This is a genomic window from Azospirillum sp. BE72, assembly GCF_031455875.1.
Classification (GTDB): Bacteria; Pseudomonadota; Alphaproteobacteria; order Azospirillales; family Azospirillaceae; genus Azospirillum.
This window is the reverse complement of sequence record NZ_JAVDTO010000008.1, coordinates 136,813-152,608: the sequence shown is the minus strand read 5'-3', so window position 1 is coordinate 152,608 and position 15,796 is coordinate 136,813. Positions and strand designations below refer to the sequence as shown.

Below are 15,796 nucleotides of genomic sequence, written 5' to 3'. Positions count from 1 at the left end.
AATGGGAGGACGTCCATGTGGGCGCAGGTCTACGACCCGTTTGGCAGTATGGCGCTATCCACCGCGGTTGCGGCGATCCCGATCGTCGTGCTGTTGGGGGCCATCGGGCTTTTCCACATCAAGGCGCATGTCGCGGCGCTCCTGGGATTGCTCGCATCCCTGGCGGTGGCGGTGTTCGCGTTCGGCATGCCCGCCGGCATGGCGTCGATGGCGGCGGCTTACGGTGCCGCCTACGGCATGATGCCGATCGGCTGGATCATTCTGAACGTGATTTTCCTGTACCAGCTGACCAACGAGAAAGGTCAGTTCACCATTCTGCAGGACAGCATCGCCGGCATCACCCGGGACCGCCGGCTCCAGCTTCTGCTGATCGCCTTCTGCTTCGGCGCCTTCTTCGAAGGGGCGGCCGGCTTTGGTACGCCGGTCGCCGTGACGGGCGCCATGCTGATCGGGTTGGGCTTCTCGCCGCTGGCGGCGTCGGGCCTTTCGCTGATCGCCAACACGGCTCCGGTCGCTTACGGAGCGCTCGGCACGCCGATCATCGCGCTGGCAGCGGTGACCGGTCTGGATCTGCACGAGTTGAGCGGCATGATCGGACGGCAGTTGCCGCTGTTCTCGCTGATCGTGCCCTTCTGGCTGATCTGGGCCTTTGCCGGCTTCCGCGGCATGCTGGCGATCTGGCCGGCTCTGCTCGTCGCCGGATTGTCCTTCGCGGTGCCGCAGTTCCTCGTGTCCAATTACCATGGTCCCTGGCTGGTCGATGTGGTGGCGGCCATCGTGTCGATGGTGGCGCTGGCCGCTTTCCTGCGGGTCTGGCAACCCCGTGATCTGTGGCTGTCGACCACGCGGGACAACACCATGGCGGAGGCCAAGGCCGTGGGGGCGCAGGTATCACCGGCCGTGGTCGCGACCAGCGGCGCGGAAGGGGCCGTCTATACCAAGGCGCAGGTCATCAAGGCCTGGGTTCCGTGGCTGATCCTCAGCGTCTGCGTCTTCCTGTGGGGAACACCACAGGTGAAAGCCCTGCTGGACAGCCTGTGGATCGCCAAACTTCCCGTGACCGGACTGCACAATCTGGTGCAGAAGGTTCCGCCCGTGGCGGCGGCACCTGTCACCGAAGCCGCCGTCTACCTGTTTAATCTGCTGTCTGCAACCGGAACGGGCATCTTCGTCGCGGCGGTCGTCAGCGGCCTGGTCATGGGCTATTCCCCCGTCGCACTGGTTCGCCAGTATGTCAGGACCTTCGTGCTGATCCGTTACTCGCTTCTCACCATCGCCGGCATGCTGGCGCTCGGCTACGTCACCAAATATTCGGGCACCGACGCGACGCTGGGCTTGGCCTTCGCACAGACCGGCTGGCTCTACCCGCTGTTCGGCACCATGCTCGGCTGGCTGGGTGTTGCCCTGACCGGGTCGGACACCGCCTCCAATGTCCTGTTCGGCGGTTTGCAGAAAGTCACGTCCCAGCAGCTGGGGCTGAATCCGGTCCTGATGGCAGCGGCGAACAGTTCAGGCGGCGTGATGGGCAAGATGATCGATGCCCAAAGCATCGTTGTCGCCTCGACCGCAACCCGCTGGTACGGACATGAGGGGGACATCCTGCGCTACGTGTTCTTCCATTCGTTGGCTCTGGCGGGGCTCGTCGGGCTGTTTATCCTTGCGCAGGCTTATGTGTGGCCATTCACCATGTTGGTGTACTGATAACGGATCCTGGTTTTAATCACCGCCGACGCCAAATCCCGATGGATTGCTCGCCTCGAGACTTGGTGTCGGCTGGATTCTGAACGTCAAGCCCCCAAGGCGGAGATCACCGACCATGAGCGCCATCACCGAGATTCACGCCCGCGAAATTCTGGACAGCCGCGGCAACCCGACCGTCGAAGTTGACGTCACGCTGGAAAGCGGCGCCTTCGGCCGCGCCGCCGTCCCCTCGGGTGCCTCCACCGGCGCTCACGAGGCGGTCGAGCTGCGCGACGGCGACAAGGGCCGCTTCGGCGGCAGGGGCGTGCTGAAGGCCGTCCAGTCGGTCAACGGCGAGCTGTCCAAGGCCCTGATCGGCATCGACGCTGCCGACCAGCGCGTGCTCGACATGACCATGATCGAGATCGACGGCACGGCGAACAAGGGCCGGCTTGGCGCCAACGCCATCCTGGGCGTGTCGCTGGCGGTCGCCCGCGCGGCGGCCGAGGATGCCGGCCTGCCGCTTTACCGCTATGTCGGCGGCGCCTTCGCCACCCTGCTGCCGGTGCCGATGATGAACATCGTCAACGGCGGCGCCCACGCCGACAACCCGATCGACATCCAGGAATTCATGATCATGCCGGTGGGCGCCGCCACCGGTACCGACGCCATCCGCATGGGCTCGGAGATATTCCAGTCGCTGAAGAAGAAGCTCAAGGATGCCGGCCACAACACCAACGTCGGCGACGAGGGCGGCTTCGCTCCCAGCCTCGCCTCCACCGACGAGGCGCTCGGCTTCGTGATGAAGGCGATCGAGGCCGCCGGCTACAAGCCGGGCGATGACGTCATGCTGGCGCTCGACGCCGCCTCGACCGAGTTCTTCAAGGACGGCAAGTACGAGCTGGCCGGCGAAGGCAAGTCGCTGTCGCCTGAGCAGATGGTCTCCTACTGGGCCGATCTGGCCGGCCGCTACCCGATCATCTCGATCGAGGACGGCATGTCGGAGGACGACTGGGAGGGCTGGAAGGCGCTGACCGACGCCATCGGCTCCAAGGTGCAGCTGGTCGGCGACGACCTGTTCGTCACCAACCCCAAGCGGCTGGCCGAAGGCATCCGCAAGGGCGTGGCCAACTCGATCCTGGTGAAGGTCAACCAGATCGGCACCCTGTCGGAGACGCTGGAGGCGGTGGACATGGCGCACAAGGCCGGCTACACCGCCGTTCTGTCGCACCGCTCTGGCGAGACCGAGGACAGCACCATCGCCGACCTCGCCGTCGCCACCAACTGCGGCCAGATCAAGACCGGCTCGCTCAGCCGATCCGACCGGCTGGCCAAGTACAACCAGCTGATCCGCATCGAGGAGCAGCTGGGCTCCGCATCCCGCTTCGCCGGGCGCGGCATGCTAAAATAAATGCATGCTATTCCCTCAATGCTTCGGTTGTTAACGGACCTGCCCCACTGTCCCGGCCGCCGGCCAAGGCCGCCCCACAGAGGATGAACTGCGTAGGAAGGCCATGGAGGCCGGCGTCGGCGATTGGAGTCGCAAGGAGGACGGGAAAGGGGGCGAGGCGGTATGTGCCGTTTCCGACTCTGTGCTGTCGGACGGAACGTGCGTGGTGTCACGGGGCATGCCGCTCCCGGCGCAGGCTATCATGCGGGTGGTGAGCGAGCACGGCGTCGGACCGCCGGGATTGATGGCAATATGGATCACGCTTCCCGTCCTTGCCGCCGCGAATCGCGACCTTGCCGATGGTCTCGCCCTTGGCCCGGCCGTGTTCCACCGAGTGGTATCTGATACCGACGGTGGCTGAAGGCTTCCGTTAAGGTGGTGCTGTTCCACCTGCTTGAAGATGGGAAGTAATGGAGCAGGGAGTTTTTCTTCGGATACCGGTACTTTTTACGCGCCGTCGGGATGGCGATCTGTGCGCTTGCGGGGTGATAGAAGAGTACGAACGGGTCATATAGCTCGACGCAGTCGGCCAAAGCTGTCACGGATGTGACGGCTCAATTCGGTCGCTGCCAAAGTGGGTGGCCGATCCGGCCGGTGCAGCGTGATAGCGAAGTATGGAAGGTCTGGGAGACCACTTTCCGGTGGCAAAATTTCAAGATCGGGCGGAACGGTGAAGGCCAGCCACGCGGAAACGGCGAGGTCCGTCCGTACGGTGGCAAAGGTGGCATCGAGCCCGCCGTTTTCGAACAGGATGCGCCAGTTCTTCCCCTGCCGGCGTAGAGCGGCGGTAACTGCTGGCCGAAAAATGCAGGTCTCGACAACCAGAGACAGCGGTAGCGGTGATGTCGCATAGGCGTGGCCGCCTCGGGCTCCGACCCAGACCAAGCGATCGGCGGCCAGATGCTCACCCGCTGCCGTTTCCAACGGTTCTTCCAGGACGGCGAGGTCAAGATCGCCACCGGCGACACGGGCCGCCAACTCCACCGACGATCCGCAGAACAATGACAGGTCCACCTGCGGACAGACAGCTGCGAACGTTTTCAGCATCGGTGCGACGCAGGGGCCGACCAAGTCAAATGGCGCGCCAACCCGGACTGGCCCATCGACGGCGCCGCCGGTGATATCGGCCCAGATCTCGTCGTTCAATGATAGCAAGCGACGCGCCTTACCCAGCAGGCGTTCACCCAGTGCCGTCGGACGTAGGCTACGGTGGTCCCGAGAAAATAGGGGGCCGCCAGCTAATGCCTCTAGGCGAGCAATCCGCTGACTGACCGCTCCTTGGGTCAAATTAAGAACCTGGGCCGCCACCGTCATGCTGCCGAGATCGGCAACAGCGACGAAGCTGCGCAGCAGAGTGATGTCGAGGTTCCGCACCATCCATCCATTATGACTGCTAATGCGAACTATCTCCAGAATTAGATGTGATCAAGGTTTGGATAGGGATATCCAGAGTGCATCCGCAACGCTACAACCGCGTCATTCGAGGAGCACTCATGATCCCGTCCATCAACTTCGAAGTCGCGCTGAGCGCCCTTACAGACCATTGGTCACCGAAGGTCGTTGCGCAGGTGAATGACCAGTATGTGAAAGTTGCCAAGCTTCTCGGCCAGTTTGTCTGGCACAGGCACGATAACGAGGACGAGTTGTTTCAGGTCATCCGCGGCCGCCTTCGCATCCAGTTCGAGGATGGCCGCGAAACGGTGCTCTCACCCGGCGAGCTGTGTGTGATTCCCCGTGGAGTGATGCATAATCCGGTTGCCGATGAGGAGTGTTGGGTCCTGCTGGTCGAACCCGTGACAACAAAGCACACCGGGGATGTTGAGACGCCACGGACCCGCTCCATTGCTGAGCAGCTTGTCTAAAGCCGTGAGCCGGGTTGCTAGTAATCGAGGACAAAGCCGTCCGGATCAACCGCATAGCTGATACAGGTGGGCGGATCGTCCGGAAGCGGGCGGTTACCGTGTATCTTTGGCAAGTTGAGGTTGCTTGACGACCATCAACTGGAACAGAGACCACGATCACCGACGACAGGATCGCTCTTCAGGAACTGATTAGGAAGAGCGCCCACGCCGACTTTCTGCGCGAGATAGTCGGCTTCGCCGCCCAGCGGCTGATGGAACTGGAGGGCGAGAGCCAATGCGGCGCCGGCTACGGCGGCGAGTGCAGCGACGACCGCCAGAACAAGTAGAGCGGATATCACGCGCGAACCTGGGAGACACGCGCGACGCCATCGACCTGCGCATTTTCCCAAGCTGTGGCGCGGCTCCTGCTTCCCGGCCGTTCTGGAGCCGTGGTGTACCGCGGAGAAGGCGCTGATCGCGGTGATCCAAAAGGTGCACGGGCAGGGGATCTCGACGCGCAACGTCGATGCCCGAGGTTGTGCCCCTCTTACCGGACGTGGAAGTCTTCATCCGCCCGGTTGCCCCAGGTTCCGGCTGTCGCTTTTCGCTGTGTCGTCCTTCTTGGGTGGACGGGTAAGGGCGTTCGCGATGGCCTCCGCTACCTTGTTGGCGGCCACCCTGATCGGGTCGGTCTTGAGGTGGGCGTAGCGGGCGGTCGTCTGGACCTGGGTGTGTCCCAGCAGGCGCCCGATCATCGGAAGGTCTTCGCCGAGTTGCAGCGCGTCGGAGGCGAAGGAATGCCGCAGGTCGTGGATGCGCAGGTCGTCCAGCTCGGCGCGCTTGCGCAGCCGGCGCCAGGGACGTTGCATGTCGGTCAGATGCTGGCCTTCGACCTGGCCGGTGATGACATAGGGGTTGTCCGTCACCCTGGTGATGCCCTTGAGCACCTCGACGGCGGCCTTCCCGATCGTCACCAGTTTCGCCCCGGTCTTGGAATCCGGCAGCCGAAGCACGCCGGCGGTGAGATCGACATGCTCCCATTTGAGCTTCTGGATTTCGCTGAGGCGGCAGCCCGTCAGAAGGAGGAGGCGGATGCAGTTGACCGCTTCCGGTTCGGAGGTGGAGTCGCGCAGCACCTTGCCGAGGCGGGCGAGTTCGTCCGGCGTGAGGTAGCGTTCGCGCTTGACCTCCTTGTAGCGCTTCACCTTCCAGCACGGATTGACGCCGTCGGTCCGGACCCCCCAGGTGTGGGCGACGGTGAACATGACGGAGAGGACGCCCAGCGTTCGGTTGGCCTGATAGGGGGTCGCTTTCAGGGACTGGTGGAGTTCGACCACCTCAGCGCGGCTGACGTCGATGATGCGGTGGCTGCCGAGCTTAGGATTGATGAAAAGTTCGATGGAGCGTTTGTATTCGGCCTGGGTCGTCGGCTTGCAGTGGGAGGCGACGTAGTCCTCCAGGAAGCGCTTGCCGAATTCCTTCATGGTGGGGGATGCCTTACGCCGGTCGCGTTCGGACGCCGGATCGCTGCCGCGCCGGACATCGGACAGATGCTTCATGGCCTCGGTCCGGGCGACGTCGGGCGTCAGGACGCCATGGGGGCCGATGTTGACGCGACGAAGGCGACCGCCGGCCCGAAACTGGGCCAGATACATCTTCCGGCCGGAGGGATAGACGCGCAGTCCGAAGCCCTTCAGCTCCTCGTCCCAGAGGAAGAACTCTTCCTGGCCGGGGACGGCGGCATCGACGGACCGTTTCGTGATCTTGGCCATAGAGCACCCCACGAACGCCGGAATCTCCGGAATCAAATCGGAATCACTCGGGAGGAAAAGAGAGCGCTTCCGACGAAACTGAAGCGTAGTTTATCTACGAGAAAACATCAATAGAAACAATGTATTATAGTGCAATCGGATACTTTGGCGTGGTGCCGGAAACGTGCGCGTAGGGGGCTGGAAACGAACTCATAACCTGAAGGCCGCAGGTTCAAATCCTGCCCCCGCAACCACTGACGCTTGACAGCCCGCCTCCAACGAGGCGGGCTGTCGGCGTTTCGGGTCCGCTTCTGCGCAAGCCTCCAGGATTGTAAGCGTTGTGTGACGACACATCCGACCTGATCATGGTTCATGAAATATTCCGCTGGTCACAGCTCAGCGGGGTAAGAGGATGTCGGGTCAGGATCTGGAGAGCTATTGGCGCGGTCATGTCGATGCCTGGAAGGACAGCGGGCTGACGCTGAAAGCCTATGCTGAAGCCCATGGGATTGGACGCTGGGCTCTGGGGCGGTGGTCGCGCCGCTTTGCCGCTGCGCAGGAGGTGAGCGCTCCTTGTCATTGGGATAGTCCTGGTGCTGTCCCTATGACGGCGAGCGCTCCCTTGGTGATGGAGATCGTCGAGGCGGCACCCCGCCGGCGGCGGTGGTCGGCGGCGGAGAAGGAGCAGTTGGTGGCGGAAACCTGCGAGCCGGGCGTGAGCGTGTCGCTGGTCGCCCGTCGGCGTGGGGTCGATCCCAGCCTGCTGTTCCGCTGGCGTCGCCAGATGCTCACCCCGGTCGAGCCGCCACCCGTCTTTGCGCCGGTGGAGGTGGCGGACACCACGCCGGCCCTCCCACTCACGCCGCCGGCTTCATCCGGTGCCGGCATAATCGAGATCGAGTTGGCCGGCGGACGGCGGCTGCGGGTCGGGCGGGATGTCGATGCCGAAGCCTTGCGCCGGGTGATCGGCGTGCTGGAGCGGCCATGATGCTGTCGACCCCGGCCGGCGTGCGCATCTACCTGGCGCTGGAGCCCTGCGACATGCGCCGCGGCTTCGACGGACTGGCCCTGCTGGTACAGCAGGCGCTGGGCAAGGATCCGTTCTGCGGCCACCTCTACATCTTTCGGGGGAAAGGTGCTGGCCGCGTGAAAATTCTCTACGCCGATCGGAACGGCCTGTGCCTGTTCGCCAAGAGACTGGAGCGCGGCCGTTTCGTTTGGCCAACCACCCGCACTCCGGGCGGCACGGTGGTACTGACGCCGGCGGAACTGTCCCTGCTTCTGGAGGGGCTGGACTGGCGTCACACCGTACCGGTGTCGTGGCCGACCGCAGCGGGATGAACGGGAGAAAAAGCGAGGAAAACCGCGGGCTTGGCTGGCCTGAGACCGTGAGCCGGGGTATAATCGCTCATGCGCTTCGACCTCGACAACCTGCCCGCCGATCCGGCCCTGCTGCAGCAGATGGTGCGCGATTTGGCCGAGGTCGTTGAGCGCCAAAAGGCCGATTTGGCGGAGCTGGAGGCTCTGCGGCAGCAGCTCCGGCAGATGCAGCGCACCGTCTTTGGGCGGCGCTCCGAACGGCTCGATCCCGATCAACTCGATCTCGGACTGGAGGAGCTGGAGGCGGACATCGCCCGGGTCGAAGCCAAGCTCGCCGCCCCTGAACCGGAACCGCGGGCCATGGCAGAACCGGCCAGCCGTGGCCGCGACTTGCCCGATCACCTGCCGCATCACGATCTCACGCTGGAGCCGCCCGGGCTGGAGTCCGGCACCGGGGTCTGCCCTTGTTGCGGCGGGGCGTTGCATGATGCCGGCGAGACGGTGGCCCGGATGATCGACTACGTGCCAGCCCAGGTGCGGGTGCTGCGCATCCACCGGCCCAAATACGTTTGCCGCGGCTGCGGCACGCTGCATCAGGCGCCGGCCCCGGAGAAGCCGATCGTTAGGGGGATGGCGACGCCGGCGATGCTGGCGCACGTCATCACCAGCCGCTACTGCGATCATCTGCCCTTTTACCGCCAGGCGCAGATCCTGGCCCGCAACGGCTTTCCCGTTGATCGTTCGGTTCTGGCGGGCTGGGCGGGACAGGCCTGCTGGTGGCTGGAGGCGCTGCATGAGGATCTGGCCAAGGCCCTGTTCGCCTCGACCAAGCTATTCGCCGATGACACGCCGATGCCGACGCTGGCACCGGGAACCGGCCGGGTGAAGACCGGACGGCTGTGGGCCTATGCTCGCGATGACCGGCCCTGGCAGGGGCTGGACCCGCCGGCGGTGATCTACGCCTACACCGGCGATCGCAAAGGCGAACGCCCAGCCGCCCACCTGCGGGAGTTCCGCGGGGTGCTGCAGGTGGACGGTTATGCCGGGTTCGAGCGGCTGGCTGCCGGCAATCGGGTCGTGCTGGCGGCGTGCTGGAGCCATGCGCGTCGACGCTTCTACGACTTGGCCGAAAACGGCTCGCCGATCGCGGCGGAGGCGCTGCGCCGCATTGCCCGGCTCTACGCGATCGAAGAGCGCATCCGCGGCCGCACGGCCGATGAGCGCCGGCAGCTTCGGCAAGCCGAGGCCGCTTCCCAGGTGGCGGAGCTGAAGGCGTGGCTGGAGCACGAACTTCCCCGCCTGCCGGGCCGCTCCAAGCTGGCCGAGGCGATCCGCTATGCGCTCGGCCGCTGGAAGGCGTTGTGCGTCTACCTGGATGACGGCCGGGTGGAGATGGATACCAATACGGTGGAGCGTTGCATCAGGCCGGTAGCCCTTGGCCGGAAGAATAGCCTCTTCGCCGGCTCGGAGGGCGGCGGCCATCGCTGGGCGGTGATCGCCTCGCTGGTTGAGACCTGTAAGCTCAACGGCGTCGAGCCGTTCGCCTACCTGCGCGACGTCCTGGAGCGCATGGTGAACGGCTATCCCGCCAACCGCCTCGCCGATCTCCTCCCCTGGAACTGGAAGCCAGCTGTCAACGCCTGATCCGGTGCGATCACGCTCCGCTTACCCAGGATTGCCAGCAGGTCGCCATGAAGCTGCGCCTCCAGTCCGGCGCCCGAGGGGCAGGGGGACAGCACGACGCGGTCGACCATGGACAGGATCATCTCCATCGCCGCCATTCCCTCGTCGCCGTCGCCGAGCACGGACTCGAGCGCCGCGATCTTCCGCCGGTACAGCTCCGGCAAGTTGGCCGGCAGCAGCATCTCCGGCGCCTCCGTCGCCAGGGTGCCGATCTCGGCGGCGAGCGCGGCGCGCTCAGCCTCCAGTGCAGACAGCCGCGCGTTCAGCGATGGGCTGTACAGCCCCTTCTCCACCGCTTCCAGAATCGACGCGATCTTCCGGTCAACCTCGGCGAGGGCGCGCTCCCGATCCCCGCGCAGGTTCCGGGCTTCGGCCTGATCACGCCGTTGCGCCACCACCATTTCCTCAATAAAGGCGGCGACCACGTGACCTGCCCCCACGTGGGACACCAGAGACTATGTTAGCCAAACACCGCCCGGCGGCTCCTGTCCAGTCCGGCGGAGCGTAGCGGAGCCGGGCTGGACAGGAGCCGGCACCACCGCGGCGGGCGCCGGTGGGCGGTAGCCGAGCGCGCTGTGCGGACGCACGGTGTTGTAGGCGACGCGCCAGCACTCGATGAGCACCTGCGCCTCGGGCAACGTGTAGAAGATCTCCCGCGCGAGCAGCTCGTCGCGCAGCTTGTCATTGAAGCTCTCGTTGTAGCCGTTCTCCCATGGGCTGCCCGGCTCGATGAACAGCGTCTTCACGCCGACCTGCGCCAGCCACTCGCGCACCGCCGTGGCGGCGAATTCCGGCCCGTTGTCGGAGCGGATGAAGTCGGGTGGACCACGGTCGACGAACAGCTCAGCCAGCCGGTGCAGGACGTCGTCCGAGGTGAGCCGACGGGCGACGTTGACGGCCAGGCACTCGCGGGTGAACTCGTCGATGATGGTGAGCATGCGAAAGCTCCGGCCGTCGTGGGTGCGGTCGGTGACGAAATCATAGGCCCAGACGTGGTTCGGCCAACTCGGGCGCAGACGCACGCACGAGCCGTCGTTCAGCCACAGCCGGCCACGCTTGGGCTGCTTCTTGGGGACCTTCAGCCCCTCACGGCGCCAGATCCGCTCGACCCGCTTGTGGTTCACCCGCCAGCCCGCCTGACGCAGCAAGGCGGTGATGCGCCGGTAGCCGTAGCGGCCATACTGACCGGCCAGCCGCAAGATGGCCGCCGTGAGCGCATCCTCGTCGGCCGGAACAACGGATACATGACGCTGGGTCGAGCGTGCCTGGCCAAGCACCCGGCAGGCCCGGCGTTCGGAGACGCCAAGGGTCTGCTGGACCTGCGCGACGCAGGCGCGGCGCCGCTCGGGGCTCAGAAGTTTCCCCGCGCCGCCTCCTGCAGGATCAGCTTGTCCAGCGTGAGGTCGGCCACCGCCTTGCGCAGACGCTGGTTCTCGCATTCCAGTTCCTTGAGCCGCTTGGCCTGATCCAGCTTCAGGCCGCCGAACTCGGCGCGCCAGCGGTAGTAGGTCTGCTCCGAGATGGCGTGCTCGCGGCAGGTCTCCGCGACCGTGCGCCCTTGCGCTACCGCCACCTCGATGGCGCGCAGCATGCTGATGATCTGCTCGGGGGTATGCCGCTTTCGACGGGCCATACCTTCCTCCTGATTTGCCCATCCCTCAAATAGGGGCTGGAGCGGGTTCAGGAGGGCAGGTCAGCGGCTCATTCCCCAGGAAGTCAGCGCGTAAATGCTACGAACAAGCTCTCACACCGACATTGTCACAGTTTCCATTTCAATCCTGCAGCGACAGAGACGGTGTTCTCACGCACGCGTACCTCGTCCCGGACACTGACGCTGGCGCTCAGCCGGTCGTCCAACCGGACGCTGACGTCGGTGCCGATCAGCGCCGCGTCGCGGCCCGGACGGCTGGCATCGGCGGTGAAGGCAAGCCCTGCCAAGCGATTGGCCGCGGTGGCCGTCGCATCGCCGAACTCGTGCGCCCAGGCCAGCGATGCGCTCGGCTGGAAACTCCACCCCCCCAGCGATACGTTGGTACCGGTCCGCAGTCCGACGCTGCTTCGCACGGTGGTCCAAGCGGATGCATCCACCCCCAAGGCCGCCACGCCGCCATTTTCGCTGAAGGAATCGCGTGTAATGCGGTCGAGCCTCAGGCCGACGCGCGGTTCGATCCAAACGGCGTCGCCCAGAAGCCCCGTCGTCATCCGATGCCCAGCCACCAGTTCCGCCGACAGGTCGTGGCCATTGGCCTTGGCGTTCGCCCCCTGCGAAAAGCCGCCGAAGGAGACGAAGCGTTCCGTGTCGTAATGGGCATAGCCATAACCGACGGCTCCTTCGACATAGGGACCGCCGAAATCCCAGCTCCCGTAGAGGGTCGCCTGATAACTGTCCGCACGGCCTTTGCCAAACCCGTTCTGCGAAGACAGTCGGTTGCGCAGGAAACCCATGGATATACCTGCGCTCAGGCCGTCCTCATAGACCTGGTCGATGCCGACCAGGAAGCCGCCGATACGCTCGTTCGTCCCGGCGGCGTTGCCGTCGGACCGGGTGCGGCCATAAGCCGCCAGCGGTTGGCCCCACACCCCGCCGATTTCCCTCGCATCCCCAGCCGATGCCCCTATGGCCACGGTATTGCCGGAGCCGCCGGAGATGTTCAGGCGATTGCCTGCTGCGCCGCCGCGCAGCGCCGACAGCCGGTCTTCCACGGCTTGGCCGAACAGACGACGGTTGGTCAGGTTCGCCGCCAGCGTGTCCGCATGCAGCTTGCCCGACAGCTGGTCGAGCGCTCCGACCGCGCCGGCGGTGTTCAGGCCGTAGAGGCCGCTGAATACCGGAGCCATTGACCCGCTCAGCCGCGTCCCGGCGGCCGGGCGCAGGGCGTCCACCGCCGTGCCGACCGCGCGCTGGTTGGGCGTGTTGCCCAGGGCGGCGTAGCGGCTGGGCGTCACCACCAGGCGTAGGGTCGTGGGACCGTAAAGCGTGTCGAGGCGTGTGCCGGCAGCCAGGCCCTCCGACGGTTGCACCAGAGTGTCGAAACTGCCCAGCACGCCACCCGAGGCGGTGACGATGGCGAAGCTCTGGCCCAACGTTGCGGTGTAGCGGTTGGTGGCGTCGCCTGCTATCCCGCGCAGCACCGGTTCGAGCGTGCCTGCGGCGGTGAAGGTCGACCCCTGAACCGCCAACTGGTCGTGATGCCCGGCACCGGTACCGGCGGTCGGGCCATCGATCTCGGCACGATAGACAGCGGTCCCGGTGAGCGTGACGGAGGAATTGACTGTCAATACGCCCGGCGAATTGCCGGGAGACAGGGTACCGGCAACGCTGGTGGCACCGGCGATGGTGCCGCCGCCGCTGAGCGTGGAACCGGTGCTGACGGTAACGGTGCCGAGCGCCGAACCGTTGATCCTGGCTGCGCCTGCGCCATTGACGGTGACCGCGCCGGTGCTGCCGGTGCTGTCGACGGTAAGCGTGGCGTTGCGCACGCTAACCGGTGCCATGATGGCGCCGCCGGTGGTGACGGTGCCGCCTTCGGTGACGGAAACGGTGCCATTGACGGCGCCGTTCTGCGCCACGGTCAGGCTGCCGCCGCTGATCGACACCGCGCCGCCGACGCCGCCGCCCTGGACGACCGTCATCGAGCCGCCCGACGACACGGTGACCGGGGCGGCCACGATGCCCCCGACGGTCGCGGAGCCGCTGGCGATGTTCAGCCCGCCAGTGATGACGCCGCCTTTGACCAGGGTAACGCCGCTGCCGCCGCCGACCGAAAGGATGCCCGACATCGTCCCGCCAATGGTGGCGTTGCTGCCGCCGTCCATGGTTAGGGGGACGGCCACGCGGCCATCGCTGGCGACGGTGAGGCTGCCGCCGTTTGCGACGACGACGCCGCCGCTGTTCGCGACGGTTCCCCCCACCGTCACCGAACCGGGACCCGTCACGGTGAGGCCACCGTTGCCGCCGATCGCTCCCGACAGGGTTACAATAGTGCCGGCCGGGGCGATGATGCCGTTGTTGGCGGTGACGGTGACCGCCTGGGTCAGCGTCAGGGGTGAGTTCGGCTTCAGCGTGCCGCCGTCGAAGGTGACGGTGCTGGCCTGCACCGCGCCGTCATTGTTGGTGAAGTTGGTCTGGCTGGTATCGATCACACCCACGACCGGCGGCGGAGACACAACCACGGGCGGAGAAACGACCACAGGGGGCGACACCACGGGCGGAGACACGACCACCGGAGGGGACACGACGGGAGGCGAAACCGGCGGCGGAGGCGGCGGCGGAGGAGGAGGAGGAGGCGACACCGTTTCGGTCAGCGTCAGGAGAACCTGGTTGTTGGCGGTGTCGTAGGTGACGGTGGGGGTGAGGGTGGGATCGCTTTCGGTGACCGAGCCGAAGGTGCCGCTGACGCTGTTGGCGGTGAGAATGGTGAACTGCGTGGGGTTGCTGTAACCGTTTCCGCTGGACACGACCGACAGCGCGCCACCCAGCGTGGCGGAGCCGGTGACTGCCAGCTTGCTGCTGGCGGACGGGGTGGTGTGGACGGTCAGGGTGGCGCCGCTCGACTGGACATAGGCGCCGTTGACCGTCAGCGTCGCCGGTGTACCGGACGAACCCGGCAGGATCGTGGCACCGCTCGGCACTGCCAAGTCGCCGACCACGGTCCCGGTGCCGGCCAGGGTGGCGCCGCTGCTCATCAGCACCGTACTGGTCAGCGTGCTGCCAAGGCGCAGGATACCACTCTGGATCGCGGAGTTCGCGATGGTGGTGGCGCCGCTCAGTGTCCAGTCCGTGCCGCCCATGGTCAGCGTCGAGAAGCCGGAGATCGTGCCAGAGACGGTGCCGCTTCCTTCCAGCGTCAGAGGAGGAAGGGTACCCGTGCTGGCGGCCTTCATATTGCCGACCACCAGGCTGCCGTCCTTGAGGGCCACGCCGCTGCCCGTCAGGGCGTTTCTCAGATTGATCGCGTTGTACCCGTTTCCCGAGGCGATCGTTCCGTAATTGGTGATGGTCGTGGTGCCGCCGGCTGATATCCCCTCACGCGCCCCCACGATGCTTCCGTAATTGACGATCGTGTTGGTGTTGAGAAAAGCGCTGACATAGACGGCGGCATGATCTGAAAGCGCGGATGAATTTCCTTTGATCAGAGCCGATCCATCGCTCGCCGATCCATTGACCAGATTGACCGCGTGCTTTACGGCGACCCCGTAATAATTTCCGATGATGGTCCCGGTGTTGGTGACCATCGTTTGGGCACTGCTGGAGTTTCCGACGTAGAAGCCGCCGTTGGAGTTCGGAGCGTTGATCAGCCCGCTGTTGATCAATGTGCCGGAATTTTGCGCGTACACCCCATCCGCTTGAAGGAATGTTCCAACTTCGCTGATGCTGACGGTACCGTTGTTCGTCATGCTCCAGCCAGGGGCGGACGTGATGTAGACACCGGTCAACAGCCGATCGTTCGGCGCAACCCCGGTATCGTTCACGGCCCCGGTGCCGGTGATGATGATATTCCTGGTCGTCGAGGACGGATAGAAAGTCGTCGTCCGGCTGGTGGACAGCGTCTCGGTATTTTGGGCCTGCGCCACGCTGCCGGCCAGGGAAATGCCAACCGCAATCGGTGCCGCAACCGCAATCTGAAGGCGTTTTCCAGCCGCAATGCGGTTGCGAATGGACGAGGGAACGGATGGGATCGATGACATTGATCTTGACCTTGGGGAGGAGAGCGGCTTGGCGGTCTGGAGTTTCCCGTTCCGAAGAACTAAGCGAAATGTCGATGGTATGGCAATAGCCTCAATATCCATTATAATAATACTGATATATCTTCTAAATAAATATCTGGGATGGCTTTGTGATTTATTGAAAGTTGTTAAAAATATTCGTAAACAACACATAGACTATGATATTTAACTTAAGATTAAACCACGATGATCTGTAAAAGCCTCTCTTTCATGTATTCTTATGCTGCAGAATTTTGTTTTTGTATTTGTTCAAGTTGGCCGATTTTTAATACAGATCGATTTTGTCCAAAGTGATTGCCTTTTTGGAGCCCCGGCATAGCTGTCACATTTCGACAGAAATTATC

The 15,796-nt window shown here is 64.6% G+C and carries 12 protein-coding genes and 1 pseudogene; 7 read left to right on the top strand and 6 right to left on the bottom strand.

The genetic code is table 11. From position 1 onward, the window contains the following. The first annotated feature begins 15 nt into the window (after positions 1-15). Both J2Y49_RS20040 and eno read left to right on the top strand, forming a co-directional pair. The gene (locus J2Y49_RS20040; RefSeq protein ID WP_310116675.1) at positions 16-1,701 is read left to right on the top strand and encodes an L-lactate permease; all 1,686 of its coding nucleotides are present in this window, start codon (positions 16-18) and stop codon (positions 1,699-1,701) included. Positions 1,702-1,816: 115 nt separating this feature from the next. Next, positions 1,817-3,091: a phosphopyruvate hydratase gene (gene eno, locus J2Y49_RS20035; protein WP_310116674.1), complete on the top strand. Its 1,275-nt coding sequence runs from the start codon at positions 1,817-1,819 to the stop codon at positions 3,089-3,091. Between the two features lie 546 nt (positions 3,092-3,637). Here the strand turns inward: eno and J2Y49_RS20030 are convergent. Next, positions 3,638-4,504, bottom strand: a complete 867-nt coding sequence (locus tag J2Y49_RS20030; protein ID WP_310116673.1) for a LysR family transcriptional regulator — start codon at positions 4,502-4,504, stop codon at positions 3,638-3,640. 119 nt (positions 4,505-4,623) lie between these two features. Between J2Y49_RS20030 and J2Y49_RS20025 the strand changes: the two genes are divergently transcribed. After that, positions 4,624-4,992 carry a cupin domain-containing protein gene (locus J2Y49_RS20025; protein WP_310116671.1) on the top strand — a complete coding sequence of 123 codons (369 nt, stop codon included), beginning with the start codon at positions 4,624-4,626 and terminating at the stop codon, positions 4,990-4,992. Positions 4,993-5,126: 134 nt separating this feature from the next. On the opposite strand, the gene J2Y49_RS20020 is transcribed toward J2Y49_RS20025, so the two are convergent. Beyond that, positions 5,127-5,330, bottom strand: coding sequence for a hypothetical protein (locus J2Y49_RS20020; RefSeq protein ID WP_310116669.1), 204 nt, complete (start codon positions 5,328-5,330; stop codon positions 5,127-5,129). Positions 5,331-5,537: 207 nt separating this feature from the next. Continuing rightward, positions 5,538-6,743 (bottom strand): tyrosine-type recombinase/integrase, encoded by a 1,206-nt coding sequence (locus J2Y49_RS20015; RefSeq protein ID WP_310116667.1) that lies wholly within the window; start codon positions 6,741-6,743, stop codon positions 5,538-5,540. A gap of 391 nt (positions 6,744-7,134) precedes the next feature. Here J2Y49_RS20015 and tnpA (J2Y49_RS32445) point away from each other — a divergent pair. From tnpA (J2Y49_RS32445) to tnpC, 4 genes and pseudogenes are all read left to right on the top strand, one after another. Continuing rightward, positions 7,135-7,275, top strand: a pseudogene (gene tnpA / locus J2Y49_RS32445) (IS66 family insertion sequence element accessory protein TnpA); the annotation flags it as partial. A 51-nt stretch (positions 7,276-7,326) separates the two neighbouring features. Continuing rightward, positions 7,327-7,710 (top strand): IS66-like element accessory protein TnpA, encoded by a 384-nt coding sequence (gene tnpA / locus J2Y49_RS32440; RefSeq protein WP_409017878.1) that lies wholly within the window; start codon positions 7,327-7,329, stop codon positions 7,708-7,710. Further along, positions 7,710-8,063: an IS66 family insertion sequence element accessory protein TnpB gene (gene tnpB, locus J2Y49_RS20005; RefSeq protein WP_310116766.1), complete on the top strand. Its 354-nt coding sequence runs from the start codon at positions 7,710-7,712 to the stop codon at positions 8,061-8,063. The genes tnpA (J2Y49_RS32440) and tnpB overlap by 1 nt, the downstream gene beginning before the upstream one ends. Positions 8,064-8,132: 69 nt before the next feature. After that, positions 8,133-9,686, top strand: coding sequence for an IS66 family transposase (gene tnpC / locus J2Y49_RS20000; protein WP_310116666.1), 1,554 nt, complete (start codon positions 8,133-8,135; stop codon positions 9,684-9,686). Here tnpC and J2Y49_RS19995 read toward each other — a convergent pair. From J2Y49_RS19995 to J2Y49_RS19985, 3 genes are all read right to left on the bottom strand, one after another. Further along, on the bottom strand, positions 9,623-10,165 hold the full coding sequence (locus tag J2Y49_RS19995; protein WP_310116665.1) for a recombinase: 543 nt from the start codon (positions 10,163-10,165) through the stop codon (positions 9,623-9,625). The genes tnpC and J2Y49_RS19995 overlap by 64 nt on opposite strands. Positions 10,166-10,180: 15 nt before the next feature. Beyond that, positions 10,181-11,358 (bottom strand): IS3 family transposase gene (locus tag J2Y49_RS19990; RefSeq protein ID WP_310116664.1). Its coding sequence is split into 2 segments (ribosomal slippage): positions 10,181-11,091 and positions 11,091-11,358, totalling 1,179 coding nucleotides; the frame shifts between segments, so codons are not numbered across the junction. Between the two features lie 125 nt (positions 11,359-11,483). Beyond that, the gene (locus tag J2Y49_RS19985; protein WP_310116662.1) at positions 11,484-15,413 is read right to left on the bottom strand and encodes an autotransporter domain-containing protein; all 3,930 of its coding nucleotides are present in this window, start codon (positions 15,411-15,413) and stop codon (positions 11,484-11,486) included. Between the last annotated feature and the right edge of the window lie 383 nt (positions 15,414-15,796).